28 protein-coding genes are annotated in these 26,785 nt (G+C 58.2%); 26 read left to right on the plus strand and 2 right to left on the minus strand.

Annotated elements, in window-relative coordinates; all coding sequences use genetic code 11:
- The 11 genes from B5D32_RS02815 (at window position 1) to B5D32_RS02870 (ending at window position 6,831) form a co-directional block, all read left to right on the plus strand.
- Entirely contained in the window at window positions 1–633 is a 633-nt protein-coding gene (locus B5D32_RS02815) for an adenylate kinase (RefSeq protein WP_078783574.1), read from the plus strand.
- 6 nt (window positions 634–639) lie between these two features.
- The gene (gene map / locus B5D32_RS02820; RefSeq protein ID WP_078783575.1) at window positions 640–1,413 is read left to right on the plus strand and encodes a type I methionyl aminopeptidase; all 774 of its coding nucleotides are present in this window, start codon (window positions 640–642) and stop codon (window positions 1,411–1,413) included.
- The gene (locus B5D32_RS02825) at window positions 1,401–1,649 is read left to right on the plus strand and encodes a KOW domain-containing RNA-binding protein (RefSeq protein WP_078783576.1); all 249 of its coding nucleotides are present in this window, start codon (window positions 1,401–1,403) and stop codon (window positions 1,647–1,649) included. The genes map and B5D32_RS02825 overlap by 13 nt, the downstream gene beginning before the upstream one ends.
- A gap of 26 nt (window positions 1,650–1,675) precedes the next feature.
- Entirely contained in the window at window positions 1,676–1,912 is a 237-nt protein-coding gene (gene infA / locus B5D32_RS02830; protein WP_078783577.1) for a translation initiation factor IF-1, read from the plus strand.
- Between the two features lie 33 nt (window positions 1,913–1,945).
- Window positions 1,946–2,059, plus strand: coding sequence for a 50S ribosomal protein L36 (gene rpmJ / locus B5D32_RS02835; RefSeq protein ID WP_078783578.1), 114 nt, complete (start codon window positions 1,946–1,948; stop codon window positions 2,057–2,059).
- A 113-nt stretch (window positions 2,060–2,172) separates the two neighbouring features.
- Window positions 2,173–2,544, plus strand: a complete 372-nt coding sequence (rpsM, locus tag B5D32_RS02840; protein WP_078783579.1) for a 30S ribosomal protein S13 — start codon at window positions 2,173–2,175, stop codon at window positions 2,542–2,544.
- Window positions 2,545–2,558: 14 nt separating this feature from the next.
- Window positions 2,559–2,963: a 30S ribosomal protein S11 gene (gene rpsK / locus B5D32_RS02845; protein ID WP_078783580.1), complete on the plus strand. Its 405-nt coding sequence runs from the start codon at window positions 2,559–2,561 to the stop codon at window positions 2,961–2,963.
- Window positions 2,964–2,983: 20 nt separating this feature from the next.
- Window positions 2,984–3,586 carry a 30S ribosomal protein S4 gene (gene rpsD / locus B5D32_RS02850; RefSeq protein ID WP_078783581.1) on the plus strand — a complete coding sequence of 201 codons (603 nt, stop codon included), beginning with the start codon at window positions 2,984–2,986 and terminating at the stop codon, window positions 3,584–3,586.
- Between the two features lie 75 nt (window positions 3,587–3,661).
- Window positions 3,662–4,621: a DNA-directed RNA polymerase subunit alpha gene (locus B5D32_RS02855; protein WP_078783582.1), complete on the plus strand. Its 960-nt coding sequence runs from the start codon at window positions 3,662–3,664 to the stop codon at window positions 4,619–4,621.
- Between the two features lie 43 nt (window positions 4,622–4,664).
- On the plus strand, window positions 4,665–5,006 hold the full coding sequence (rplQ, locus tag B5D32_RS02860) for a 50S ribosomal protein L17 (RefSeq protein WP_078783583.1): 342 nt from the start codon (window positions 4,665–4,667) through the stop codon (window positions 5,004–5,006).
- A 553-nt stretch (window positions 5,007–5,559) separates the two neighbouring features.
- Window positions 5,560–6,831: an HlyC/CorC family transporter gene (locus B5D32_RS02870; protein WP_078783585.1), complete on the plus strand. Its 1,272-nt coding sequence runs from the start codon at window positions 5,560–5,562 to the stop codon at window positions 6,829–6,831.
- Window positions 6,832–6,990: 159 nt separating this feature from the next.
- Here B5D32_RS02870 and B5D32_RS02875 read toward each other — a convergent pair whose 3' ends face one another.
- Complete coding sequence (locus B5D32_RS02875; RefSeq protein WP_078783586.1) at window positions 6,991–7,347, minus strand: helix-turn-helix domain-containing protein; 357 nt, start codon at window positions 7,345–7,347, stop codon at window positions 6,991–6,993.
- 242 nt (window positions 7,348–7,589) lie between these two features.
- On the opposite strand from B5D32_RS02875, the gene B5D32_RS02880 reads away from it, so the two are divergent.
- The 7 genes from B5D32_RS02880 (at window position 7,590) to B5D32_RS02910 (ending at window position 15,488) form a co-directional block, all read left to right on the plus strand.
- Window positions 7,590–8,438 (plus strand): hypothetical protein, encoded by an 849-nt coding sequence (locus B5D32_RS02880; protein WP_078783587.1) that lies wholly within the window; start codon window positions 7,590–7,592, stop codon window positions 8,436–8,438.
- 13 nt (window positions 8,439–8,451) lie between these two features.
- The gene (locus tag B5D32_RS02885) at window positions 8,452–9,903 is read left to right on the plus strand and encodes a hypothetical protein (RefSeq protein ID WP_078783588.1); all 1,452 of its coding nucleotides are present in this window, start codon (window positions 8,452–8,454) and stop codon (window positions 9,901–9,903) included.
- A 13-nt stretch (window positions 9,904–9,916) separates the two neighbouring features.
- Window positions 9,917–10,414, plus strand: coding sequence for a YcjF family protein (locus B5D32_RS02890; protein WP_078783589.1), 498 nt, complete (start codon window positions 9,917–9,919; stop codon window positions 10,412–10,414).
- 295 nt (window positions 10,415–10,709) lie between these two features.
- Window positions 10,710–11,882, plus strand: a complete 1,173-nt coding sequence (locus B5D32_RS02895; RefSeq protein WP_078783590.1) for a ribose-phosphate pyrophosphokinase — start codon at window positions 10,710–10,712, stop codon at window positions 11,880–11,882.
- Window positions 11,883–11,985: 103 nt separating this feature from the next.
- Complete coding sequence (gene murD, locus B5D32_RS02900; protein ID WP_078783591.1) at window positions 11,986–13,383, plus strand: UDP-N-acetylmuramoyl-L-alanine--D-glutamate ligase; 1,398 nt, start codon at window positions 11,986–11,988, stop codon at window positions 13,381–13,383.
- A 60-nt stretch (window positions 13,384–13,443) separates the two neighbouring features.
- Window positions 13,444–14,229: a GNAT family N-acetyltransferase gene (locus B5D32_RS02905; RefSeq protein ID WP_078783592.1), complete on the plus strand. Its 786-nt coding sequence runs from the start codon at window positions 13,444–13,446 to the stop codon at window positions 14,227–14,229.
- A complete protein-coding gene (locus tag B5D32_RS02910; protein WP_078783593.1) occupies window positions 14,226–15,488 on the plus strand; it encodes a methionine gamma-lyase family protein in 1,263 nt (420 codons plus the stop codon). Before B5D32_RS02905 ends, B5D32_RS02910 begins: the two co-directional genes overlap by 4 nt.
- A gap of 278 nt (window positions 15,489–15,766) precedes the next feature.
- On the opposite strand, the gene B5D32_RS02915 is transcribed toward B5D32_RS02910, so the two are convergent.
- Window positions 15,767–16,018, minus strand: coding sequence for an IreB family regulatory phosphoprotein (locus tag B5D32_RS02915; protein WP_143402656.1), 252 nt, complete (start codon window positions 16,016–16,018; stop codon window positions 15,767–15,769).
- A gap of 171 nt (window positions 16,019–16,189) precedes the next feature.
- Between B5D32_RS02915 and B5D32_RS02920 the strand changes: the two genes are divergently transcribed.
- From B5D32_RS02920 to B5D32_RS02955, 8 genes are all read left to right on the plus strand, one after another.
- Window positions 16,190–17,893, plus strand: coding sequence for a M3 family oligoendopeptidase (locus tag B5D32_RS02920; protein WP_078783594.1), 1,704 nt, complete (start codon window positions 16,190–16,192; stop codon window positions 17,891–17,893).
- The gene (locus B5D32_RS02925; protein ID WP_143402657.1) at window positions 17,857–18,435 is read left to right on the plus strand and encodes a hypothetical protein; all 579 of its coding nucleotides are present in this window, start codon (window positions 17,857–17,859) and stop codon (window positions 18,433–18,435) included. The genes B5D32_RS02920 and B5D32_RS02925 overlap by 37 nt, the downstream gene beginning before the upstream one ends.
- A gap of 625 nt (window positions 18,436–19,060) precedes the next feature.
- Complete coding sequence (locus B5D32_RS02930) at window positions 19,061–21,358, plus strand: ABC transporter substrate-binding protein (protein ID WP_078783596.1); 2,298 nt, start codon at window positions 19,061–19,063, stop codon at window positions 21,356–21,358.
- A 319-nt stretch (window positions 21,359–21,677) separates the two neighbouring features.
- Complete coding sequence (locus tag B5D32_RS02935; protein WP_143402658.1) at window positions 21,678–22,664, plus strand: ABC transporter permease; 987 nt, start codon at window positions 21,678–21,680, stop codon at window positions 22,662–22,664.
- A gap of 19 nt (window positions 22,665–22,683) precedes the next feature.
- On the plus strand, window positions 22,684–24,225 hold the full coding sequence (locus B5D32_RS02940) for an ABC transporter permease (RefSeq protein ID WP_078783597.1): 1,542 nt from the start codon (window positions 22,684–22,686) through the stop codon (window positions 24,223–24,225).
- A 154-nt stretch (window positions 24,226–24,379) separates the two neighbouring features.
- On the plus strand, window positions 24,380–25,399 hold the full coding sequence (locus tag B5D32_RS02945; RefSeq protein WP_333490661.1) for an ABC transporter ATP-binding protein: 1,020 nt from the start codon (window positions 24,380–24,382) through the stop codon (window positions 25,397–25,399).
- Between the two features lie 75 nt (window positions 25,400–25,474).
- Window positions 25,475–26,431 (plus strand): ABC transporter ATP-binding protein, encoded by a 957-nt coding sequence (locus B5D32_RS02950; protein ID WP_333490662.1) that lies wholly within the window; start codon window positions 25,475–25,477, stop codon window positions 26,429–26,431.
- Window positions 26,428–26,703, plus strand: coding sequence for a hypothetical protein (locus B5D32_RS02955; RefSeq protein WP_078783600.1), 276 nt, complete (start codon window positions 26,428–26,430; stop codon window positions 26,701–26,703). The genes B5D32_RS02950 and B5D32_RS02955 overlap by 4 nt, the downstream gene beginning before the upstream one ends.
- The last annotated feature ends 82 nt before the right edge of the window (window positions 26,704–26,785 follow it).

Genomic DNA, 26,785 nt, shown 5'->3' on the forward strand with positions numbered 1-26,785 from the left:
ATGAAACTGATCCTTTTGGGCGCCCCCGGCGCCGGCAAGGGTACTCAGGCAGAGATCCTCTGCGATAAGCTGGGCATCCCGACCATTTCCACCGGCAACATTCTGCGTGCCGCCGTCAAGGACGGCACCCCGATGGGCAAAAAGGCAAAAGGCTTTATGGACGCCGGTGCTCTGGTGCCTGACGACGTGATCGTCGGCATCGTGAAGGAGCGCCTGGCCGAGCCTGACTGCGCGAAGGGCTTTATCCTCGACGGTATGCCGCGCACGATTGCCCAGGGCGAGGCCCTGGAGCAGATGGGCGTGGAGATCGACAAGGTCGTGAACCTGATCGTTCCCGACGAGGCCATCACCCGCCGCATGTCCGGCCGCCGTGTTTGCGCAAAATGCGGCGCCAGCTACCACATCGTCAACAAACCCAGTGCCAAAGAGGGCGTTTGTGACCGCTGCGGCGGTGAGCTTGCCATCCGCAAGGATGATGAGCCTGCCACCGTACTGGATCGCCTGAAGGCTTACCATGAGCAGACCGAGCCGCTGGTCGAGTTCTATCGCCAGCGCGGCAAGCTTGTGGAGGTACCCGACCAGGGTTCCATCGAGGCCACGACTGCGTTCCTTCTCAAGCTTTTGGAGGCTTAATCATCCATGATCCAAATCAAAAACGCTGCCGAGCTGCAGAAAATGCGTAAGGCATGCGCGATCAGCGCTGCTGCCTTGAAGGCTGGCGGCGAAGCGATTGAACCCGGTATCACTACCGCAGAGATCGACAAAATCATCTATGACTTTATCGTGCGCCACGGTGCAAGACCCAATTTCCTGCACCTGTACGGCTTCCCGGCCACGGCGTGCATCAGCGTGAATGACACGGTCATTCACGGCATCCCCAACAAACAGCAGCAGATCCGCCCCGGCGATATCGTCTCGATCGACACCGGCTGCAAGATCGACGGCTTCAACGGCGATAATGCCTGCACCTATGCGTGCGGCAAGATCGACCTCGAGGCCCAGCGGTTGCTGGATGTTACCAAAGAAAGCCTGCATCGCGGCATTGAGATGGCGTGCGGCGGCAATCGGGTAGGGGATATCGGTCACGCTGTACAGTCCTATGTCGAGGAGAACGGCTTCTCCGTCGTGCGTACCTTCGTCGGCCACGGTGTCGGCAAGGAGCTGCACGAGGACCCGGAGGTCCCGAACTTCGGCAATGCCGGACGCGGTCCGCGTCTGGTGCCGGGCATGTGCATTGCCGTTGAGCCGATGGTATGCCAGTACAAGTACGCGGTAAAGACGCTGAAGGACGGCTGGACGGTCAAGACGTGTGACGGCGGCCTGGCGGCTCACTTTGAGCACACCATGGCTATCACCACGGCTGGCGCCGAGGTCCTGACCCACGGCTGGGAGGAACCCGGATGGACTTTGTAAAAGGCCAACTGGTCCGCTCGAAAGCCGGGCGGGATAAGACCCGCACACTGGCTGTTCTGGCTGTGGAAGAACAGATGCTTCTGCTCGCGGACGGGGACCTGCGCAAGCTGGACAACCCCAAGCGCAAAAAGAAGCAGCACGTTGCACCTACGACCACCGTTCTTGAGAACGAGCTTCTGAAAAGCGATCAACAACTCAGGGATGCGATCCGCGCCTATGACGCGGCGCAGAACTGACGGAACCCTTCAAGGAGGCAATCAGCTTGTCTAAAGAAGATGTCATCGAAGTAGAAGGTATCGTTCGGGAGGCCATGCCCAACACTGTGTTCAAGGTTGAACTCCTCAACAAAGAGGGTAAGCCCAACGGCCATGTGGTTATGGCTCACATTTCCGGCAAGCTGCGGACCAACTTCATCCGCATCCTGCCCGGCGACAAGGTCACGATGGAAATGTCTCCCTACGACCTGACCAAAGCCCGGATCACCTGGCGTTCCAAGTAAGAAGCGCCTTGTGTTATAAAGGAGGTTAACATCATGAAGGTAAAACCTTCCGTGAAACCCATTTGCGAGAAGTGCAAGGTCATCAAGCGCAAAGGCCGCGTGATGATCATCTGCGCCAATCCGAAGCATAAGCAGCGTCAGGGCTAAAGGTCCGCGGAGCATTCCGCGGAAACCGTACCCAAAACGCTTGGGGGCCAAGTGCGTAGATTCCCGGCGCAGGCCCCGACCAGGACATGGGATGTTACTAATGGAGGTGCTTTATGGCACGTATTGCTGGTGTTGATCTGCCTCGCGAGAAGCGGATCGAGGTTGGTCTGACTTATGTTTACGGCATTGGCCAGTCCACTGCCGACGAGATTCTCGCCGGTACCGGAATTAACCCTGATACCCGCGTCAAGGATCTGACCGCTGATGAAGAGGCCAAGATCCGTGACTACATCGACAAAAACAACATCATGGTGGAAGGCGACCTGCGCCGTAACGTCGCGCTTGACATCAAGCGTCTGACCGAGATCCAGTGCTACCGTGGTGTGCGCCATCGCAAGGGTCTTCCCTGCCGCGGCCAGCGCACTAAGACCAATGCGCGTACCTGCAAAGGTCCCAAGCGCACTGTCGCTAACAAAAAGAAGTAAGGAGGAACTGAGACATGGCTGCTAACAAAGCTACTGCGGCAAAAACCCGCACTAAGAAAAAAGAGCGCAAGAATATCAGCGCCGGTGCTGCTCACATCCAGAGCACCTTTAACAATACCATCGTGACCATCACCGACACCCAGGGCAACACCGTTTCCTGGTGCAGCACTGGTGCGCTGAACTTCCGTGGCTCCCGTAAGAGCACTCCTTACGCTGCGCAGAGCGCTGCTGAGGTCGCTGCCAAGGCCGCCATCGAGCATGGCATGAAGACCGTTGAGGTCTACGTTAAGGGCCCCGGTTCCGGCCGTGAGAGCGCCATCCGCGCCCTGCAGGCAACCGGCCTGGAGGTCACCATGATCCGTGACGTGACCCCCATCCCCCACAATGGCTGCCGCCCGCCCAAACGCCGCCGCGTTTGATTGAAAGGAGAACATGAGATATGGCTAAGAATACCCAACCTATCGCTAAGCGCTGCCGTGCTCTCGGCATTTCTCCTGCTGTTATGGGTTATGGCAAAAAGACCACCAATCGTAACCCCGGCGGCCAGATGAGAAAGAAGAAGAGCGAGTACGCCACCCAGCTGAACGAGAAGCAGAAGGTCAAGTTCGTCTATGGTATCCTGGAGAACCAGTTCCATACCTACTACGAGAAGGCCTCCCGCATGCCCGGCCAGACTGGTGTCAACCTGCTGGTCCTCGTCGAGCGCCGTCTCGACAACGTCGTCTACCGTCTGGGCTTTGCCAAGACCCGCCGCGACGCCCGCCAGCTGGTTTCCCACAACCACTTCACTGTCAATGGCAAGCGTGTCAACATCCCCTCTTACCAGGTCAAGGCGGGCGATGTGATCGCAGTCATCGAGTCCAGCCGTTCCTCCGTCAAGTTCAGCAAGCTGCTGGGCGAGGAGGCTCCTGTCGTGCTGCTGCCCTCCTGGCTGGAGCGTGACAAGAACGCCCTGAAGGGCACTGTCACCAAGCTGCCCGTTCGTGAGGACATCGATGTGCCCATCGCAGAGCACCTCATCGTCGAGTTGTACTCCAAGTAATCCTCTTAACTGTTTTCTACGATTTTTCCAACCGAACCGGTGCCTTCGGGCACCGGCTTAACAAGGAGGGTTTTTATGATGGAGATCGAACGCCCCAAGATCGAAACGGCTGCCCTTTCCCCGGATGGCCGCTACGGTAAGTTCGTCGTCGAGCCCCTCGAGCGCGGCTTCGGCACGACCTTGGGCAACAGCTTGCGTCGTGTGCTTCTGTCCTCTCTGCCCGGTGTGGCTGTCACCAGCGTCAAGATCGACGGTGTGGTGCATGAGTTCACCACCATCGAGGGCGTGCGTGAGGATGTCACCGAAATCGTCCTGAACCTCAAAGGCATCGCTGCCAAGATCTACGGCGAAGCCCCCAAGACCGTCCGCGTGGAGGCCGTCGGCCCCTGCGAGGTCACTGCCGGCACCATCAAGGGCGGCGACGACCTCGAGATCCTGAACCCCGAGTGGCACATCGCCACCCTGGGCGAGGGCGCTAAGCTGGTCATGGAGCTGACCTTTGACAAGGGCCGCGGTTACGTTCCTGCTGAGAAGAACAAGCAGGCGCTGATCGAGAAGAACGACATCAGCACCCTGCCTGTGGACAGCATCTACACCCCCGTCCTCAAGGTCAACTACACGGTGGATCGTACCCGTGTGGGCCAGATCACCGACTTCGATAAGCTGATTATGGAAGTCTGGACCGACGGCACCTGCAATGCGCAGGAGGCCCTGAGCCTGGCGGCGCGCGTGCTGACCGAGCACCTGAACCTGTTCGTGAACCTCTGCGATGAGACCGGCGAGACCGAGATCATGGTGGACAACGACGACCAGGGCCGTGAGAAGGCACTGGAGATGACGATTGAGGAGCTGGACCTGAGCGTCCGTTCCTTCAACTGCCTCAAGCGTGCCGGCATCAACACGGTTGGTGACCTCATCGGCAAGAGCGAGGACGAGATGATGAAGGTCCGCAATCTGGGCCGCAAGTCTCTCGAAGAGGTCATGGCAAAGCTGGACAGCCTTGGTTTCTCTCTGACCAAGGAAGACGAAAACTAACCCCCCGCGACACGCGGATTCTATTGATAAGGAGTGAATCGAAATGCCCGGTACCCGTAAACTCGGTCGTGCCACCGACAGCCGCAACGCTATGCTGCGCGCTATGGTGACCTACCTGTTTGAGAACGGCAAGATCGAGACCACCGTTACCCGCGCCAAGGAAGTTCGTTCCATGGCCGAGAAGATGGTCACCCTCGGTAAGCAGGACGATCTGCACGCAAAGCGTCAGGTCTTCTCCTACATCACCAAGGAGGACATTGCCAAGAAGGTCATTGATGAGATCGGCCCCAAGTACGCTGACCGCAATGGCGGCTACACCCGCATCTACAAGACCGGCCCTCGTCGCGGCGACGCCGCCGAGATGGCTATCATCGAGCTGGTCTGATTAGTCAGATAACTTGATAAAAAGACACCGCTTGCCCGCAAGGGCAGGCGGTGTTTTTGTTTTGATGAACTGCAGGACTATGTAGGGGCGAGCATTGCTCGCCCGTGGAACCTCATTATTATTGCCTTTTCGCCCTATGCCCTCCGTAGGGGCGGATTCCATATCTGCCCGCCCCGGCAGCAACCCGACACCGGGCCATCGCCCGTAGGGGCCGGGCATGCCCGGCCCGCAGCTTACCCGTAAGCGAGCGTGCTGCGGGAAACGGGCAAAGCCCCACCGGCCATCGCTGGCGCTCGGCCACCTCCCCACCGCGTGGGGAGGCTCTTTGCGCCCTGCGGGCGAAGCAACAACGAACAAGCGGGTGCGTACCATACGCTTCTTTTGTTCCTTCTTTGCAAAGAAGGAACCGAAGAAATTCCAAAATTAGATAAAAACACGTTTTTACACAAATTTGACGGCGTACCCTTTGCGTTGCGTGCATATCTATGCTATAATAAATAAAATGTGTATTTGTACACATAAATAACATACAGAAAGAGTTGATAGTTCCCCAATGGACGATGGCAGTATATTTATGATCGTCGCACTGATAATCCTGATCGGTTTGTCTGCATTTTTCTCGGCGGCAGAAACAGCGTATAACTCGCTGAATGAGATCCGCCTGCGGAGCAAGGCGGAGGACGGCGACGCCAAAGCAGCGCACACGCTGGCGCTGGTTGAGCGCTACGACAGCCTGCTCAGCACCATTCTGATCGGCAATAACATTGTCAATATCGGTGCGTCCTCTCTTGCCACCGTGCTGTTTACCCGCCTTGTCGGCGGCGTTTACGGCCCTACCGTCTCGACAATCGTCATGACCCTGCTGGTCTTGGCCTTTGGCGAAATCACCCCCAAGAGCATGGCCAAGGAAATGCCCGAAACAATGGCCATGGCCTTTGCCCCCGTGCTCAGTGCGCTGGTCACGATTTTCACACCGCTGAACGCCCTGTTCGGTGCGTGGAAAAAGTTCCTTGCCAAACGGTTTGATACCGGAGAAAAGGACACCATCACCGAGGGTGAGCTGGTGACCATGGTCAGCGAGGCCGAGAAGGACGGCGAGCTGACGAACCGCGAGAGTGAGCTGATCCGCAGCGCCATCGAGTTTGACGACGTCGAGGCCCAGGATGTGCTGACCCCCCGCGTGGATGTTGTGGCCGTGGCCGACGACACCCCGATGGACGAGGTCACCGAGCGCTTTGCCGAGAGCGGCTATTCCCGTCTGCCGGTTTACCACGATACGATTGACAATATCATCGGTGTCGTACATGAGAAGGACTGTTTTGCGGCCCTGCAGAAGCATGACAAAAATGTCAAGCTGGAGGACCTGATCGGCCCGACACTCTACACGACGAGCGTGACCCAGATTTCCGCGCTGCTGCGCACCCTGCGCGAGAGCAAGCACCACATGGCCGTCGTCGTCGACGAGTACGGCGGCACGGCGGGCATCATCACGCTGGAGGATATTCTCGAGGAGCTGGTCGGTGAGATTTGGGACGAACACGACGACGTGGTCGAGGACGTCCGCCAGCAGTCCGACGGCAGCTGGCTGATCTCCGGCAGCGCCAGTGTTGACGACACCGCCGACGAGCTGGGCATCAAGGAGGACGACGACATTGACGCCGTCGCCATCGGCGGCCTGGTCCAGGAGAAACTGAGCCGTCTGCCCAAGGTGGGCGATAAGTTCATCTGGGGCGACTTTGACGGCACCGTCACCCGCGCCACGAACCGCCGCGTCCAGGAGGTCCGCCTGACCCCCCGCAAGGTCCAGGACGAGAACGAGAAGTAAATACCCATAAACCGCACTGCGCCCGCCGAGGGAAACCCGGCGGGCGCGTTTTTTGTGTAAAATTTTTGGGTCTATCAGCAAATGGACACTCTCTGTCTAAGGCAAAGGCTATACTGAAAGAAACCCTGTAGGGGCCAATGCTCGTCATCGGCCCGCGGGTCATTTCTCGGCCTCATCCAGCAAGCAACAAACCTGCTCAATCAGCTCCGCTACATGGGCGGCCTGTGCGGGGGAGAGCCGCCGCATACGGTCGGTCACATGCTGGATAGCCGCAGCACTGTCGAGGTCTGTGTTCGGTTCAGTCAACAAGAGTTCGGTCAGTGTAATGCCCAGCCCATCGCAGATGCGTTGCAATGTGTTCAGTGTGGGGCTGCGCATCCCGCGCTCCACATGGCCGAGAAACGCAGGGTTCATATCGCAGGAGAGCGCAAGCGATTCTTGGCTTAGGCCTTGCTTGAGACGCAGATATTTGATTTTTGCGCCAACCTCGCGCGCAAGCCGTGTGTTGTCAGTCATGAGATGCTCTCCCTACTTTATGATAGCATATACAAGTATACTTTAATGGGATTTAGTAGGAATAACAATTTACAAAAGATAGTGAACATGCTATCATAAAGTATAGAAGTGAATCGTATGTGAAAAATTATAACAAAAAAATAGAGAGGATTATTGTGCAATTTGCAAATTGAGATTTATTTCGGGGGGGTATGATAATTTATATGGACGGAAAGTAAAAGTAAGTTGAAAGGAGTTTATAAATGTTTAACAATTCACTGAAAAAAGAAGCCCTGTCGATTCATGAGAAAGCGTTGAAAGAATATAATCAATCTTATCAAAGGATGACGGATTGGGCAGAAACACTTTATACACATCGTGTAGAAGCGGAAAACCAAATAAAGAAGATTGAACTCGTCGTCAACAGCATTGCCAATACTCCAAAAGAGTATGACACAAAGATGGGGAATGTCCGTCAACAGCTTATAAATTTTCGTAAAACGCGGGAATATGCACAAGAAGCCTATGACGCGGCAGTAAAGGCAGGAACGAACATTGCTGGCGGTGCAGCGGCCGGATTGGGTGTGGCGGCTGTGGCACCAACGGCACTGATGGGGATTGCAACGACATTCGGCACAGCGGCTACCGGAACGGCAATCAGTGCGTTGTCTGGCGCGGCGGCACAAAAAGCGGCTGTAGCATGGTTGGGACGCACTTTTGCGAGCTTTGCAGTTACAGGCGGAACCGCGGGAATGGCAGCGGGAAATGCTTTCCTTGCGCTTGCGGGGCCAGTTGGATGGGGAATTACAGCGGCAAGTACAGGAGTTTCGCTGATTACCATGACGAACAAGAACAAGGAAATTGCAGATAAAGCAGTCAGCGAAGCAAAAGAAATCATAAAAGCAAGAGGCTCACTTGATGAAAGCGCAACTAAAATTTTACATCTTTCTATGAGAACAACTGCAATCGCAAAGCAGTTGCCAATGGAAAGAATAGAGAGCTTTATGAATGCAGATTACAAAAATCTGAGCGGTGAGGACCAGTACTTTCTGGGACAAACGGTTGACCTTGTTGAAACACTTTCGGTTTTGTTGAATGAAACAGTCAGCTGATAAGGAGAAAGCGATGGATGCTGATGCAAAAGAGAGAATTGCGAAAAGTACGCAAGAACAGGCGGTGGCGGCTTGGACGCATTGGCTGAATGAGGAAGTACAGAAAAAAGTCGATGCAATGCTGGCAGAAGAGGACGGAAACTTGGAAAAAGCGCTTGCAGAAATGCAGGAACTAAAAAAGTTTGTGTCTAACCCTGAACATATTTTGGGTGCTGTGCAGACGAAACACGGAGAGGTCGCCGAGCATGTTCAGGTAAATGTTTCAAATGCTAGAAATTATATGAAAGGGCTGGCGGCAGAATATACATTTGAGGGTGTCGGAAGAACGGCACCGGAAGATTATTTGAAAAACGGTGCACAGATACAGTCGAAATTTTACAACGGTGCAAAGCACACGATGGAGGCAGTAAAAGGGCATCTTGATAAGTACCCTGATTTTGTAAAAAATGGCGGAAGCTATGACATTCCGCAGGATCAGTATAATGCAATCGTTCGGGTGCTGAATTTGCAGAAGGAAAGCCCATCATCTCTCAGTAAAGAACAATGGAGACTGGCAGAAGCGGCAAAGCAATTCCAACAGGATACAGGGCTGAACTTTGGAAGAGATGTTTCGCCGGCGATTGCGGATTATTCGGATGTACAACTGGGGAAAATTGATGATACCATCCGAAAAGAAGAACAGTCTCTGCACAAAACAGACCAAGAAAAGCGTGCGGAAATTTATGAGCAGGGAAAACCGAACTTCAAGCAGGGCGCACAAGCGGCAGGTGTCGGTGCGGTGTTGGAGGGCGGAATGGCCTTCTGCCTTGAAATTGCGAGAAAGTGTAAGGAGGGTAAGAAACTTCAAAATTTTACAGAGGAAGATTGGTGCGAAATCGGTAAAAAGACCGGCTATGGAACCGTTAAGGGCGGCATTCGAGGCGCGGCGGTCTACCTGCTGTCCAACTTTACCGTTACGCCCGAAAATGTGGCGTCTGCTTATGTGACTGCCGTTTTTGGCGTTGGGGAGCAGCTGAACGCGTACCGTACAGGGAAAATCACACAAGAAGATTTCCTGATTAACAGTGAGACGCTCTGCCTAGATGTTACGGTAAGTGCGATTGCGTCTATCGTGGGCCAGACGGTTATTCCGGTGCCTATATTGGGGGCACTGGTTGGTAATGTGGCAGGCGAGTATGTATATGAGATTTGCAAACAATACAACGCAGAAAAAGAACAGAAACTTGTCAGCACATATAGATTGCAGATGGCAGAACTTGGAACGGAGATAAACCTGCGGTGCATTGCGTTTGCCAACGAAACCATGAAAAAGACGAAAGAGTTCGAATCGCTGGTGGACATAGCTTTTGATGAAGATGTGAATATCGCGTTTGAAGGCGCGATAAAGCTTGCTCGAAGTGCAGGTGTAAAAGAAGAAAAAATTCTGAAAACAAAGGCAGATATTGACGCATATTTCTTGAATTGAAAGGAAAACAATCATGGATTTGAATAAGGAATTAAGAGAACTGGAACTGACAGAACTGAACGAAAAGGCAGAAAATGCTGTGGCGGTTGCTGTAGCATCTACGGCAGTAACGGGCTTTGTGCCTATCCCGTTTGCCGATGCCCCGCTTTTGATTGCCCAGCAGGTAGGACTGATGGCGTCGATTTGCGCCATTTATAAAATTGACATTGAAAAAGACGGCCTGAAAATGTTGGCAACTGCCGCCATCGGTGCAGGCGGGGCTGTGGTTGTGGGCAAGACACTGGCAACGAATCTGCTGAAAATGATTCCGGGCATTGGCACTGCGGCGGGAGGAGTAGTTTCCGGCGGTACAGCTGGTGTGGTGACGCTGGCAATGGGAAAAGCATTTATTGAAGTGTGCAAGATGGTTAAGGTCGGAAAATTGAGCGAGGCGGATTTGACATCTTCCAAGGGTACGGAAATTATGAAACAACAATTCCGTGAACAACTGACGAAAGCAAAGAAAAAGTAAACGGAAAGCGGCATCGGTCAGGTGCCGCTTTTTATGTGGTGAGAATATTAGAAAGTGTTATGGAATACTGTGAAGATCATAGTTTGCAAATTTTTTGTAAAATCCGCCAGAATTTTTTGCTACTTGCGTGGCTTACAATGTTTAAACCGCGGAAAATGTCGAAAATGCAGAAATTCTTGCCTTGCAGGGCTGATTTTATGCCGCCGCTGTGCTACAATACTAGTAAATGGGGCATTGCGGCACGCCGCGCCCCTGTGGTATTGACAACACAAGATGGAAGTAAGGAGTACCTGTAATGGCTGAACAGAATCTTGGCCCGCGTGATTTCTTTGCCAAAGAGGACGCAATCGCCGATCTCGGTCTGATTGCCTGTCCCGGCGCAGAGGAGCTTTGCAAACTCGTTGACAGTCACCTCGTCCGCTGGGCGCGCGAGGTCGGCAACACGGATGTCGACAGCTTCATCATCCCGTCCGACTGCCCGCGTTTCCAGTCCGGCGACGCAAAGGGTCTCGTCAAGGCGTCCACCCGCGGCGACGACCTGTATATCTTCGTCGATCCGGGCAACTACAGCGTTACCTATCAGTTGTTCGGGTATGAGAACCATCTCTCCCCGGACGATCACTTCCAGAACCTGATGCGTCTGATCCAGGCCGTTGCAGGCCGCGCCCACCGCATCAGCGTCATCATGCCCAGCCTGTACGGCGGCCGCCAGCATCGCCGCGTCAGCCGTGAGAGCCTGGACTGCGCCTTTGCGCTGCAGCAGCTGCGCGACGTCGGTGTCAAGAACATCATCACCTTTGACGCCCATGACCCCCGCGTTATGAACGCCGTGCCCACCATGAGCTTCGACAACGTCATGCCCACCTATCAGGTGCTCAAGTGCCTGCTGCATCATGTGCCGGACGTTTCCTTCCACAAGGATAACTTCATGATCGTCTCTCCCGACGAGGGCGCCATGAACCGCAACATGTATTATTCCAGCGTGCTGGGCTGCAACCTGGGCATGTTCTACAAGCGCCGCGACTACAGCCGCATCGTCAACGGCCGCAACCCCATCGTCGCCCATGAGTATCTGGGCGAGAGCGTTGAGGGCAAGGACGTCTTTATCGCCGACGACATCATCGCCTCCGGCGAGTCCATGCTGGACATCGCCTACGAGCTGAAGATGCGCGGCGCCCGCAACATCTTCACCTGCTGCACCTTCCCGCTGTTCACCGCCGGTCTGGAGAAGTTCGACAAGGCCTACAACGACGGCATCATCAAGGCCGTTCTGGGCACGAACCTGACCTACCGCAAGCCGGAACTGCTGGAGCGCGAGTGGTACTACGACGTCGACGTCTCGAAGTATACCGCCTACTTCATCGCGGCCATCAACCACGACAAGAGCGTTTCCTCCATCATTGACCCGATGACCAAGATCCGCACACTGCTGGACAAGCACGGCATCCCCATGGGCGGCGAGCAGTAATCATGATTTTCCTTCGGTCCGCCTTGGCGGGCCGAATTTTGTTGCAGAAATACGGCATTTTGTATATAATAGAAGTAGAAACTACGCCAGAGGAGAGATATTTATGCTGCCGATCCAACAGCTGCAAGAGCTTATTCAGGGCAAAAAGGTTGCCTTTATCGGTGCGGGCGTCAGCCACAAGCGCTGCATTGAGCAGTTTGTCGAGCTGGGCGCGCAGGTCACGCTCTGCGACCAGAAAAAGAGCCTGGACGACTTCGGCGACTACGCCGACACGCTGCGCCGCCTGAAGGTGAATTTGAGTCTGGGCGAGCATTATACCGACGGCTTCGCCGGCCAGGACATCATCATGCGCACGCCGGGCTATGAGTACTACAAGCCCGCACTGCAGGCCGCGCTGAAAGCCGGTGCAATGGTCACGAGCGAGGTGGAGCTTTTCTTTGAGTTTTGCCCCTGCGAGATCGTGGCCGTGACCGGCTCCGATGGCAAGACCACGACGACGACGCTGATCTCCAAGATGTTCGAGGCTGCGGGCCGCAAGGTCTTTTTGGGCGGCAACATCGGTGCGGCGCTGCTGCCCCAGCTGGCCGACGTGACCTCCGACGCCGTGGCCGTCGTCGAGCTGTCCAGCTTCCAGCTCATCAGCATGCGCCGCAGCCCGAAGGTGGCCGTCGTCACGAACGTGACCCCCAACCACCTCGACCACCACAAGGATATGCAGGAGTACATCGACGCCAAGCGCAACATTCTGCTGTGGCAGACCCCGCCCTGCCGTGCCGTGCTGGGCTTTGAGAACGACATCACCCGCGGCATGGAGAAGGACTGCAAGGGTGAGCAGGTCTGGTTCACCCGCCTGCACGAGACCGACAGGGGCGCGTTCCTGCGCGAGAGCGACGACACGCTCTGCTATGCCGAGAACGGGGTTGTGACGCCGATCCTGCCCCGCAAGGAGATTCAACTGCGCGGCCTCCACAATGTGGAAAACCTGCTGGCCGCCTGCGCTGCCGTCTGGGGCCGCGTGCCCATCGAGGCCATGCGTCAGGTCGGCTCGACCTTCACCGGCGTCGAGCACCGCATTGAGCCGGTCCGCACGCTGGACGGCGTGACCTACTACAATGACTCCATCGCGTCCAGCCCCACGCGCACGATTGCGGGTCTGCGCAGTTTTGACCAGAAGATCATCCTGATCGCGGGCGGCTACGACAAAAAGATCCCCTATGAGCCGCTGGCCCCGGAGGTTCTCGCCCACGTCAAGACGCTGGTGCTGATGGGCGCTACCGGCCCCCGCATCGAGAAGGCCGTCCGCGAGTGCGATGGCTTTGCCGAGAGCGGCCTGACCATCCTGCACGCCGACAGTATGCAGCACGCCGTCGAGCTGGCGCGCGGTGCCGCCAAACCGGGCGATGTCGTCAGTCTCTCGCCCGCCTCCGCGTCGTTTGACTTGTACCCGAATTTTGAGGTCAGAGGACGGGATTATAAGAATATCGTGAAGAATTTGAAGTAAGCGGCTGAAGGGCTCTGCCGCCTGCCCGCCACCCGCAACTTGACCCGAAAAAGGACCCCTATGATTCAATCCGCTTCCACCTCCGAGCTTCAAACCGAATTTCTCCGCCGTATCGCCCACAAGCCCTACTTTGAAGCCACCCTCGGCACGCACCTGCACCTGTTCGGCAGCCACCCTGCCAGCGGGTGGGCGTTCTACCTGCTGCCCGGCTCCGCGGTGCTGGAGCTGCGCGGCGGGTCGGCGGTGCTCTGCGGTGCGCTGCCCGGCGGGGAAGCGGGGGAGGACGCCCGGGAGGAATTGACGGGCTTTCTCCGCTTTCTGCACGCCGACACCCTGCGAACCGAGCACCCGCTGACCCTGCCCGGCTGGCAGCCCGCCGCGCCGCTGACGCTGTGGGAGCTGCCAAAGGGCCGTGCCCTGCCGCTGCCGCCCGCGCCCCCGGCGGAGCTTGTCCCGGACAAAGCGCCGTCGATGCTGCCGGTCAGCCGCCTTGTCTTTGCCGAGAGCGACGCCGAGGCCGACGAGTTCTACTCCGCGGCCTGCACGGCGCTGGCCCACGGGGTGGGCACCTGCCGCGCGCTGCTGCACAACGGCAGACCCGTCTGCACGGTGGGCTGCTACGAGCAGAGCGATACCGAGAGCTACATGGCCGCGGGCGTGACCGACCCCGCGTGGCAGGGCAGGGGGCTGGCGCGGTATTTGATTGTCGGGCTGGCGAATGAGCTGACCGCCGAACGCGCGGTGCGGTTCGCCTGTTTCCCGGCGCTGTGCGGCTTTTATGCACAGCTTGGATTTTTACAAATCGGCAAAATTCAACATTATACTACAGATTGGAATACTACATGATCGAACAATTTTACGACCTGCGCCCCGAAGTGCTGGCGCTGGACCGCAAGGCCCTCGACCTCTGCCGTGCGCAGTTTGCCCATGTGGAGGAGATCCGCGACTACAACCAGCTCAAAATGCTGCGTGCCTTCACCGACTGCGGCGTCGAGGCACGGCATTTCTGGGGGTCCAGCGGCTACGGCGTCTGGGACGACAGCCGCAACAAGCTGGAGGAGGTCTTTGCCCGCTGCATGGGGGCCGAGGCCGCACTGGTGCGCCCGCAATTCATGAGCGGCACCCACACGCTGACCGTCGCGCTGTTCGGTCTGCTGCGCACCGGCGACACCTTGCTGGCCGCCACGGGCCGCCCTTATGACACGCTGGAAGGCGTCATCGGCATCGGAGACGCGGGCAAGGGCTGCGGCACGCTGCGGGAGTTTGGCGTGAACTACGACGAGTGCCCGCTGCTGCCGGACTTCACCCCCGACTATGACCTGATTGCCGAGAAGGCCAGGACCGCCACGGTGGTACACATCCAGCGCAGCCGCGGCTACACCCAGCGCAATGCGTTTGACCTTGCCACGATTCAAAAGGTCGCGGACACCGCCCGCAAAGCCAACCCGAACGCGGTGATTTTCGTGGACAACTGCTACGGCGAGTTCACCCAGACCGCCGAGCCCGTTACTTTCGGCGCGGACATCATGGCGGGCAGCTTCATCAAGAATCCCGGCGGCGGCATCACCCCTACGGGCGGCTACATTGCGGGCCGTAAGGACCTTGTCGAAAAGTGCAGCCACCGCTTCACTGCGCCCGGCATCGGCGGGGACCTGGGCTGCACGCAGGACAGCCTGCGGGATACCTTCCTCGGCTTCTACTACGCGCCGGGCGTCGTCTGCGAGGCGCTGAAAACCGCCATCTATGCCCAGTGTCTGCTGGAGCTGGCGGGCGTCAATCCCGTGCCGCGCTACACCGCCGACCACAACGACATTGTGACCTGCTTTGACTCGGGCAGTGCCGCCGCGCTGACGGGCTTCTGCGCGGGCATCCAGCACAACAGCCCTGTGGACAGCTTTGCCAGCCCCGAGCCTGCCGATGAGCCGGGTTACACCGACAAGGTCGTCATGGCGTCCGGCAGCTTTACCGAGGGCAGCACGATTGAAATTTCCTGCGACGGCCCGCTGCGCGCGCCCTACACCTGCTATCTGCAGGGCGGCGTGAACTTTACCGCAGGCCGTGCCGCCGTGCTGAACGCCGTGCAGAATGCGTTTTTTGCAGAGTAAACAACAGACTCGGCCCCCTCGCAGAGGGGGCAAGGGTGAGCGCACCTTTTTCGACAGTCTGAGGCTTCCCCCTCGGGGGAAGCTGTCAGCGGCCCCGCCCGCTGACTGATGAGGGGCAGGTTTGCCATTATAGCTCATAAACGGGAAGCCGCGGCAAACTCGCCCCTCATCCGGCCCTGCGGGGCCACCTTCACCCCCCCTGGGGGGAAGGCTTTGAAGTAAAAAAATCTCCCGCGTATCCTAACCGATACGCGGGAGATTTTTTACATTCTACTGTTTTAGTGCTTCACAAAATCACGGACCAGCGCTTGCAGCAGGTCGTCGCGGTCAATGCGGCGGATGATGGCGCGGGCGTTCTTGTAGGTCGTGATGTAGGTCGGGTCCTCCGACAGGATGTAGCCGACGAGCTGATTGATGGGGTTGTAGCCCTTCTCCTCCAGCGCACGGTACACCTGCAGCACCGCCTGCTTGATCTCCATATCACGGTCATCACGGATGGAAAAAACGGCGGTAGGTTCAGAGATCGGCATTTCAATTCTCCCCTTCATTATGATATTACTAGCCCTATTATACTCAACATGCGCCAAATTTGCAAGATGAAAACGCAGGATTTTTATACAGAAATGCAAATTCCGCTTCTTTGCTTTTTGCCCGCCGCTGTGCTATAATACAGACAAAACTGTCCGTAAAGGAGCTACACTATGAAATTTTCGGAAATGCCCTATGCACGCCCCGACCTGGACGCCGTCAAGCAGCAGTTTGCTGACCTGCTGGCCCGCTTCAAGGCGGCTGCCACCTACGCCGAGGCCCACGCCGTTTTTCTGGAGGAGGAAAAGCTCAACAAGCATGTGGACACGCTCGCCCAGCTGGCCAGCGTGCGCAATACGATTGACACCCGCGACAAATTCTACGATGAGGAGATGAACTTCTGGAACGAGGCCACTCCCCAGCTGCAGGAGTGCCAGAACGCCTGGAGCCGCGCGATGCTCGATTCGCCGTTCCGCGCTGACTTCACCGCCGAGTACGGCGACCTGATGTTCGTCAACGCCGAGATCGCGGACAAGGCGTTCTCGCCCGACATTCTCGACGAGATGGCACAGGAAAATAAGCTGACCACCGAGTACGGCAAGCTGATCGCGTCGGCGCAGATCCCGTTTGAGGGCGGCGTCTACACGCTGAGCCAGCTGTCCCCGTTCAAGAACGACCCCGACGATGCCCGCCGTCTGGCCGCCTGGAAGGCCGAGGGCGCATGGTACAAAGAGCACGGGGCCGAGTTTGACGGCCTCTACGACCAGCTCGTCCACCTGCGCGACACCATGGGCAAAAAGCTCGGCTATGAGGGCTACACCACGCTGGGCTACTACCGCATGGGCCGCAACTGCTACACGAAGGCCGATGTGGAAAAGTTCCGCGCCGCCGTCGTCAAGTACATCGTGCCGCTGGCCGACAGCATCTACCGCGAGCAGGCCGGGCGGCTGGGCAAGCAGTACCCGATGAACGCAGCCGACAACGCCCTGATGTTCCGCAGCGGCAACCCCCGCCCGGCGGGCGACGCCGACGCTATCCTCAAGCAGGGCAAAAAGTTCTATGAGGAGCTTTCCCCCGAGACCGGCGTGTTCTTCAACAAAATGCTGGACGACCAGCTCATGGACGTGCTGTCCACCCCCGGCAAGGCGGGCGGTGGCTACTGCACGGGCCTGGGTGATTACGAAATGCCGTTTATTTTTGCCAACTTCAACGGCACCCAGCACGACGTCGAGGTCGTGACCCACGAGGCCGGCCACGCCTTTGCCGCCTACATGAACCGTGACCGCATCCCGTACTCCTACGTCTGGCCCAGCATGGAGGCCTGCGAGGTCCACTCGATGTCGATGGAGTTCTTCGCCTGGCCGTGGGCCGATGGCTTCTTCGGCGCGGATGCCCGCAAGTTCCGCTACAGCCATCTGGCGGGTGCGCTGACCTTCATCCCCTACGGCACAATGGTGGACCATTTCCAGCACATCGTCTACGAGCATCCCGAGCTGACCCCGGCCCAGCGCCACGAGGAATGGAAAAAGCTGGCTGCCATCTATCAGCCCTGGATGCGTCTGGACGGCGAGATCCCGTTCTACGGCGCGGGTGAGTACTGGCAGCGCCAGATGCACATTTATCAGAGCCCGTTCTACTACATCGACTACTGTCTGGCCCAGACCGTCAGCCTGCAGTTCTGGGCGATGCTGCAAAAGGACCGGGCCGATGCGTGGAGCCACTACATGGCCTACACGAAGCAGGGCGGCAGCCGCACCTTCACCGAACTGCTGAAAAACGCCGGCCTGACCACGCCGTTTGAGGAAAGCTGTCTGCGCGGTGTCAGCGAGGCGGCCAAGGCGTGGCTGGACAGTTACGACCTGACGGGGATCGTCTGATGGCGGACCGCGAGCGCGAGAAGAAAAAGAAGCGCGCCTATCTCGACGACTTTGAAAAGGATCTGAACGGCAATTATCAGTATCGCGGCGCGCATTACCGCTATGCGGGTGAGCCCCCTCACAGCAGGATGCTGGCTTTGCTGTGGCTGTTTTGCGGCGGCGGGGCTGCGCTGACCGTCGGCGCGGGCGCACTGCCCGGGGCCACGGCCCACGCACCTGTGTACCTGCTGCTGCCCTACATGGCGGCACTGGTGCTGGCGCTGTATGCGGTGGTGCTGCTGGTGCGGCTGACCCGGGGCGGCGCGCGCGTGCGGGCTTATATCCACGAACAGACCGCACAAAAATTGCCCTCTTTGTGCAGGGCGACAGCGGTACTCTGCGCTGCTGCCTGCGCGGGGCAGGGGGTGGCTGTGTTTGCAGCGGACGCACAGCTGCTTTGGGGAATGCAAGGTGTTTTTATACTTTTTGAACTGCTCTCCTGCGCTGCTTTTGCCGCTGCTGCGCGGCTCCTCAAGCGGATGCCGTGGGAAAAAGAAGAATAATTATACAGTATTATAATAGAGCGTGCTCCGCAGAAAAAACGCAGGGCACGCTTTTTTTGGGGTTAGACAGGATAAGGCTTGCCCCGAAGGGGAAGATTAGACTGTTGAAAAATCGCATTCTTGCCTTATTGCGTGTGTAGGGGCGACCATTGGTCGCCCGTCAACTTACCGCAGCAACGCATTTTCTGGAACGGTTTGTAGGGAACGGTCTTGACCGTTCCGTGCTGCCTTGCCAAAAGCACAACGCGACGGGAAAACCGCGCACCATTCGGCGCGATTTTATGCGCTGCGCGCGGCCAGATGTGCGGATGGGTCAAGACCCATCCCTACAAACATCCCGGAAACAGGCTTTTTCGACACGCTGCACCCCCCGGGGAAGGCTTTAGGTCCTTCCAAAATTTTTCTCTCAAATTTGGTAAAAGGTACAAAAAACAGCAAAAGTGTGATTTTATGGTTGACTTTTTGTCAATTTTAAGGTATCTTATAAACTAAGCCATTATCGACAAGTGTACGCTGTAAAGACACACAGGGTGCGGAAAGGGGGCGTCCCCCTTTCTCGTATTGCGCTCTTGGGGAGCGCAATAATGATTTGTGGGTGAGGGCAAATTATAGGAGGTTTTACCACATGAAAAACACCAAGCAAGCCATTGCACTGGCATCCGCTGCCGCTCTCAGCGTCGGCATGCTGGCAGGCTGCGGCGGTGCTGCTTCCTCCGCTGCGACTGCGTCCGGCGAGAGCACCAGCACGGCCACGGCCGAGGCATCCACCACTGCCGCTTCCGACGGTACGCTCGTTTTGGCCGAGACCGGCTTTGAGAGCAAGTTCAGCCCCTTCTTTGCTGCTTCTGCCTCTGACCAGGATGTCATCGACCTGACCCAGATTGCCCTGCTGGGCGCTGACCGTAAGGGTGAGATGGTCCTGAACGGCATCGAGGGCGAGACCCGCGAGTACAACGGCACTGACTACACCTACCACGGTCCTGCCGACTGCGTTGTCACCGAGAACGCCGACGGCACCGTTACCTATGACATCAAGCTGCGCGAGGACCTGAAGTTCTCCGACGGCGAGCCTGTCACCATCGACGACGTCATCTTCTCGATGTATGTTTTCCTCGATCCTACGTATGACGGTTCTGTAACCATGTACTCCACCCCCATCGTTGGTCTGGACGAGTACCGCAGCTCCATGACCACGCTGTCCAAGCTGATCGCTGAGGCCGGCGAGGACAACACCGACAACACGAACTTCACTGCCGAGCAGCAGAAGGCTTTCTGGGACGCTGTCAACGACGGCGGTGTGAAGTTTGCCCAGGAGATCATCGACTACTGCGTTGAGAACGGCGCTGCCGCCGACGCTAACGATGCTGCCGGTGCCGCCTCCGCCTGGAACCTGGGCGAGCTGCCTGCAGGCGCAACCGCGAAGGATATGTTCGAGCTGATCGGCGCGAACTACGACTGGAATTTCTCTGCCATGGAGGCCGAGACTGCCGGTACCGCCCTGTCTGACCTGATCCCCGAGGACGTCTACGCCTACTCCACCACCGGTGTCAACGTCGGTGACGCCGTTGCTTCTGTGGCCGGTATCGTCAAGACCGGTGACTACAGCATGACGCTGACCACCACCGAGCTGTCCACCACCATGATCTACCAGTTGCAGATGCCCATCGCCCCGCTGCACTACTACGGTGATGAGAGCCTGTACGACTACGACAACAGCTCCTTCGGCTTTGCCAAGGGCGACCTGAGCAGCGTCCGCGCCAAGACCAGCGCTCCCATGGGTGCCGGTATGTTCACCTTCTCCAAGTACAGCGACGGCGTTGTCTATCTGGATGCCAACCCCTCCTACTATGACGGCGCACCCAAGGTCGCCCACGTCAACATGAAGGAGACCCAGGAGGCCGATAAGATCACCGGCGTTCAGGCCGGCACCATCGACATCTCCGATCCTTCCTACTCTCTGGAGGTTGCTGACCAGATCGCCGACATCAACGGCGTCGAGGGTGAGGACGGCCCCGTCATCACCACCCGCCTGAAGGACTACCGCGGCTACGGCTACATCGCCCTGAGCGCCAAGAACGTCAACGTCGGCGGCGACCCCTCCTCCCAGGCTTCCAAGGACCTGCGCAAGGCCATCATGACCGTCATCGCCGCTTACCGCGATGAGGGCATCGACTCCTACTACGGCGACACCGCCACCGTCATCAACTACCCGATCTCCAACACCTCCTGGGCTGCCCCGTCCGTCACCGACGACGGCTACCAGATCGCCTACTCCACCGACGTGGACGGCAACGAGATCTACACCTCCGACATGAAGAGCGAGGACAAGTACGCCGCCGCTCTGCAGGCTGCCCTGGGCTACTTCGAGGCTGCCGGTTACACCGTCGCGAACGGCCAGATCACTGCCGCTCCCGCCGGTGCCAAGATGGAGTATCAGATCAACATCGGTGCTTCCGGCAACGGTGATCACCCCTCCTTCCAGACCCTGACCAACGCTGCCGCCGCTCTCAAGACCATCGGCTTCACCCTGACTGTCAACGATATGGCCAACGCTTCTGACCTGTTCGCTTCCTATCAGTCCGGCGCTGCCGAGGGTTGGGTCGCAGCCTGGCAGTCCACCAATGACCCCGATATGTACCAGCTGTACCACAGCCAGGGCGCTACCAACTACTACACCATCAATGACACTGACCTGGACGAGCTGATCATGGCTGCCCGCGCGACCACCGACCAGGAGGCCCGCAAGGCCATGTACAAAGAGGCCATGGAGATCATCCTGGATTGGGGTGTCGAGCTGCCCGTCTACCAGCGCAGCGAGGCTACGATCTTCTCCACCGAGCGTGTCAACATCGACACCATCGCGAAGGATCAGACCCCGTACTGGACCTACAAGTCTGAGCTGAACAACCTCGAGCTGAACTAAGTTCAACTTACCGTTGTGAAAGCAGGTGACCGCCCGCCAAGGGCGGTTGCTTGCTGTATTGGACGAACCGAGGAAAGGGGGAGCGGGCAGCCTGTGCGGGCGCATATAGAATGCGCCCCTACGAATGCGCTGCCCTGTAGGGGCCGGGCATGCCCGGCCCTCTGCCCGGCGGTAATCGCCATTCTTCCCCTATACCACTAATATGGTCGTCCCACTCCCACGCAGGGCGTCGTCCCTGCGTGGGATGGGGATGCCCACATTACGGCATTTCCCTGCAAAATAAACGCGGTTTAACCGTGCAAGGAAGGAACGAAAACTCTTGCGAAACTACATCATCAAGCGTGTCGCGCAGTCGGTACTGATCCTGTTCTGTGTCATGTTCATTATCTATGCGCTGATCCGCAGCCTGCCCAGCTCCTTTGCAGAGACAATGGCAATGCAGCTGGCTCAGGCCCCCGGCGCCAAGCCCTATGAGGAATGGCTTGCCCAGCTCAACGCTTCCTACGGCCTTGACCTGGACATCGTCCCCGGCTTCTTCACCTGGCTGAGCAAAGCCGTTGTCGGCAACTTCGGCGACAGCTGGAAGTGGAACGTGCCTGCCACCCAGAAATTCACCGAGGTCATCGGCCTGTCTGTCATCATGGGCGGCATCTCCTTTGTGCTGTCCCTCGTGATCGCCGTGCCCCTCGGCGTGCTGGCTGCTACCAAGCAGTACAGCCGCGCGGACTATGTCATCACCTCTGTGGCGCTGGTCGGTATTTCGCTGCCCACCTTCTTCTTTGCCACGCTGCTCAAGCTGTTCTTCTCGGTCAAGCTCGGCTGGTTCGACCTGTACGGCCTCGTCGGACGCGATTACGCCCAGCTGGATTCGATGGGCCAGTTCCTGGACAAGGCCAACCATCTGGTCCTGCCCATCGTCACGCTGGTCATTGTCTCCATCGGCGGTTACATGCGCTATACCCGCACGAACATGCTCGAGGTCCTGAACGCCGACTACATCCGCACGGCCCGCGCCAAGGGCCTGTCGGAGCGCACGGTCATCTATAAGCACGCCTTCCGCAACACGCTGATCCCGCTGGTCACGATCATCGGCGGCAGCCTGCCCGGCCTGTTCAGCGGCGCCCTCATCACCGAGACACTGTTCTCCATCCCGGGCATCGGCTACATCTCTTACCAGTCCATGGTCGCGGGCGACATCCCGTTCACGATGTTCTACCTGTCCTTCATGGCGGTGCTGACGCTGGCCAGCAACCTGCTGACCGATATTCTGTACGGCGTGGTCGACCCGCGCGTGCGCATTTCTTAAGAAAGGAGACTGCACACCCATGAGCGAAAATACGCAGAACCAGAACCCGAAGCAGGAGCAGTACTCCCTAAACGATGACCGCCGCGTCAAGGTTTTGTCCCCGGGCGCACTCGTCGCCAAGCGGTTCTTCCGCAACCGTCTGGCTGTCGTCGGCCTGTCCATTCTGGTGGCCATGTTCCTGTTCTCCTTCGTCGGCGGCCTTGTCAGCCCCTACGGCCAGGATGAGCAGTTCTTCACCTACACCCAGATGTCCAAGGAGTTTGTCGGCGTTACCCGCAACGATACGATGCGCTTTGTTGTGGCCGATGGGCAGAACTTCGGCTCCATCGCCCAGAGCAAGGCACTGGAGGCCGTCAAGAAGGGCAATACGGAATTCAACTATAAGGATGTTGACTACACCGTCGACATCCAGAGCGACGACTTTTACGTTGTCTACCAGGGCAGGGACATCATGGGCTACGCCAGCCGCGACCTTGTGAACGAGGCCGACGGTGCGCCGAAGTTCAGCTTTGACGTCAAGCTGGCTGCCCTGACCGCCATGACGGCAGGGGAGAAGGAGTTCACTGCCGACGGCGTGGACTACACCCTCGACGCGGACGGCAATATCCTCGCAGGCGGTGAGGAGCTGGGCTACGTCAGCCGCTTCGTCGTCTCCGCCGCCGATTCCAGCGTCGTCGTCACCCGTGACTTCAAGGACCGCCTCGAGGAGGCCATCGACGACAACGCCGCCAAGTTCAATTACACCGACGCCGAGGGCAGCGAGGCCGAGTATGACATCGTCTACGACGCCTCCGCCAAGGTCTGGAGCGTCAAGCAGATGACCGAGACCTACGTTTATGACCGCTACGCCGCCCCCAGCAAAGAGCACTGGCTCGGCACCGACACGAACGGTATGGACATGCTGACCCGCCTGATGTACGGCGGACGTGTCTCGCTGATCATCGGCTTCATCGTTGTTGTCATTGAAGCGTCCCTCGGCATCCTGATGGGCGGCATCTCCGGCTACTTCGGCGGCTGGATCGACAACATTATTATGCGTATCGTCGATGTTTTCTACTGCATCCCCTCGATGCCCGTCATCATCATCATCGGTGCGGCCATGGACGCGATGCGCGTCGATTCCTGGAAGCGCATGATGTACCTGATGCTGATCCTGGGCTTCCTCGGCTGGCCGAGCATTGCCCGTCTGGTCCGCGGCCAGATCCTGTCCCTGCGCGAGCAGGAGTTCATGCTGGCCACCGAGGCCTGCGGCATCAAGGTCTGGCACCGCATCTTCCGCCATCTGATCCCCAACGTCATCCCGCAGCTGATCGTCACCTGCACGATGGGCCTCGGCTCCACCATCCTGACCGAAGCCACGCTGTCCTTCCTGGGTCTGGGCGTCAAGTACCCGTTTGCCTCCTGGGGCAACATCATCAACGACGTCAACAACGCCTACGTCATGACGAACTACCTGTTCATCTGGATCCCTGCCGGTGTCTGCCTGCTGCTCACCGTTCTGGGCTTCAACTTTGTGGGCGACGGTCTGCGCGATGCGTTTGACCCCAAGATGAAACGCTGATTGGAAGGAGAAACACACGATGGCTAAAAATCAGGACGGATACCTTTCCGCCAAAGAGTCGCGGCGTATCTCCAAGGAAAACCGCCGCATCACGGACCAGTACGAAAAGCGCCGCAAGCGCCGCAACGTGCCCGAGTCCGAGTACACCACCCAGATGAAGGACCCCGCCAACGCGGTGGAGTTCGATAACCTGCACACCTACTTCTTCACCGACACCGGCGTCGTCAAGAGCGTCGACGGCGTCTCGTTTGAAGTGCCCATCGGCAAGACCGTCGGCGTCGTCGGCGAGTCCGGCTGCGGCAAGTCTGTCACCAGCCTGTCCCTGATGCAGCTTTTGCAGCGCCCCCAGGGCCAGATCGTCGAGGGTGCCATCCGGCTGAACCTCGGCAATGACAAGGCCTACGACATTGCCAAGACCCCGGCGGACAAGATGCAGGGCCTGCGCGGCAACTATATCTCGATGATCTTCCAGGAGCCTATGACGAGCCTGAACCCGGTGTTCCGCATCGGTGCCCAGATCGACGAGGTCATCGCCCTGCACGAGGGTGAGGGCAAGACGAAGGAGGACATCAAGAAGCGCACCATCGAGATGCTCGAGATGGTCGGCATCGCCAACAGCGAGGGCGTCTACGCGATGTACCCCCACGAGCTGTCCGGCGGTATGCGCCAGCGCGTCATGATCGCCATGGCGCTGGCCTGCAACCCGAAGATCATCATTGCCGACGAGCCGACCACCGCGCTGGACGTGACGATCCAGGCACAGATCCTCGACCTGCTGCGCAGCCTGAAGGACCGCATCAATTCGTCCATCATGCTCATCACGCATGACCTGGGCGTCATTGCCGAGATGGCCGACTATGTCGTCGTCATGTACGCGGGCCGTGTCGTCGAGAAGGGCACTGTCGAGGAGATCTTTGCCCACCCGAGCCACCCCTACACCATCGGCCTGATGGCGTCCAAGCCCGTTGTCGGCAAAAAAGTGGACCGCCTGTACTCCATCCCCGGCAAGGTCCCCAACCCCGTTGATATGCCGAACTACTGCTACTTCAAGGACCGCTGCGAGCTGCAGCTGCCCTGCTGCAGCGGCGAGTACCCCTGCGAGATCAGCCTGTCCCCGACGCACAAGGTCAGCTGCTACCGCTACTATGAAGAAAACAGAAAGGCGGGTGAGTGACGCATGGCAAACAAGGGTAAGAACCTGATCGAAAACGATTACACCCCCGTCACCTATGACCCTCAGTATATCCTGATGGTCAACCACCTCAAGAAATATTTCCCCATCAAGGGCGGCCTGCTGTCCCAGACCGTGGGCCACGTCAAGGCCGTGGACGGCGTGACGTTCAACCTGCGCCGCGGCTGCACGATGGGCCTTGTCGGCGAGTCCGGCTGCGGCAAGTCCACCACGGGCCGCACGATCCTGCGCTTGGGCGGCGAAAAGACCGGCGGCCAGGTGCTGTTCAACGGCAAGGAGGTCTACGACATGACCCCCGCCGAGATGCGTGAGCTGCGCACCAAGATGCAGATCATCTTCCAGGACCCGTTCTCCAGCCTGTCCCCGCGTCTGCCCGTCGGCGAGATCATCGGCGAGGCCGTGCGCGAGCACAACCTTGTGCCGAAGAACGAGTTCAACGACTATATTGACCAGGTCATGGACGACTGCGGCCTGCAGCCCTACCACAAGACCCGCTACCCGCACGAGTTCTCCGGCGGCCAGCGCCAGCGTATCTGCATTGCCCGTGCGCTGGCCCTGAACCCAGAGTTCGTCGTCTGCGATGAGCCGGTCTCCGCGCTGGACGTCTCCATTCAGGCGCAGATCATCAACCTGCTGAAATCCTTGCAGGAAAAGCGCAACCTGACGTATCTTTTCATCTCCCACGATCTGTCCGTCGTCGAGCATATCTCCGACACTGTCGGCGTTATGTACCTGGGCAATCTGGTGGAGTACGGCGAGACCGACGACATTTTTGCCCACCCGCTGCACCCCTACACCAAGGCGCTGTTCTCGGCCATTCCCATCCCGGACCCGACTGTCAAGCGCGAGCGCGTGGTGCTGCAGGGCTCCATCCCGTCCCCGGCCAACCCGCCGTCCGGCTGCAAGTTCCACACCCGCTGCCCCTATGCCACGGAGCGCTGCAAGACCGAAGCGCCGAAGCAGCGTGAGGTCGAGCCGGGCCATTACGTGGTCTGCCACCTGTACGAAAAATGAGGAAACGCGACGACTTCGAGGACGATGGCCGCACCATCGCCGATATGAGCGGCATCGGCCCTGCGCCGACGCTGCGCCCCCACCGCCGCAAGGCGGACGCCCTGCCCCCGGAGCCGGCGAATGACCGTCCCTGGGAGCAGGCCCCCGACTGGACGCCCAAAGAAAAATTTTGGGCCGTCATGGGTGTGCTGAAGGCCACCCTGGCCATTGCCGGGGTGTATCTGGTGGGTTTAGGTGTGCTGCTGGCCGTGCTGTTCCTGCTGTGGAAATGAATACAAAATAAAAAGGCATGTACGATTGGATAAGTCGTACATGCCTTTTTTGCGGGCAGAGATATTCAAAAAAACCATTGCT

Source organism: Gemmiger formicilis (assembly GCF_900167555.1).
In the GTDB taxonomy this organism is placed as follows: Bacteria; Bacillota; Clostridia; order Oscillospirales; family Ruminococcaceae; genus Gemmiger; species Gemmiger formicilis.